Annotated in this window: 1 protein-coding gene; it reads right to left on the minus strand. The window is 52.4% G+C overall.

Going from position 1 to position 267, the window contains the following annotated elements:
* Positions 1-7: 7 nt before the first annotated feature.
* The coding region (locus V5P19_RS23735) for a polyprenyl synthetase family protein (protein ID WP_182638380.1) at positions 8-267 on the minus strand (260 nt) is incomplete at its 5' end.

Consider the following 267-nt stretch of genomic DNA (forward strand, 5'->3'; position numbering starts at 1 on the left):
TTATTGTTTATTTATTACGCTGGATGATGTAGTCCGCTAGCGCTTCCAGTGCCGAGGTATCGAGTGACTGTTCAGCCAGTTGTTTCAGCGACTGACGGGCATCGTCGATCAGATCCCGGGCTTTCTTCCGGGCTTGCTCAAGACCCAGAAGTGCAGGGTAGGTACTTTTACCAAGTTGCTGGTCGGCACCCTGGCGTTTTCCCAACGTTGCAGTATCTCCTACCACATCCAGGATGTCATCTTGAACCTGGAAGGCAAGGCCGATGC

Source organism: Enterobacter sp. UNJFSC 003 (genome assembly GCF_036903355.1).
Classification (GTDB): domain Bacteria; phylum Pseudomonadota; class Gammaproteobacteria; order Enterobacterales; family Enterobacteriaceae; genus Enterobacter.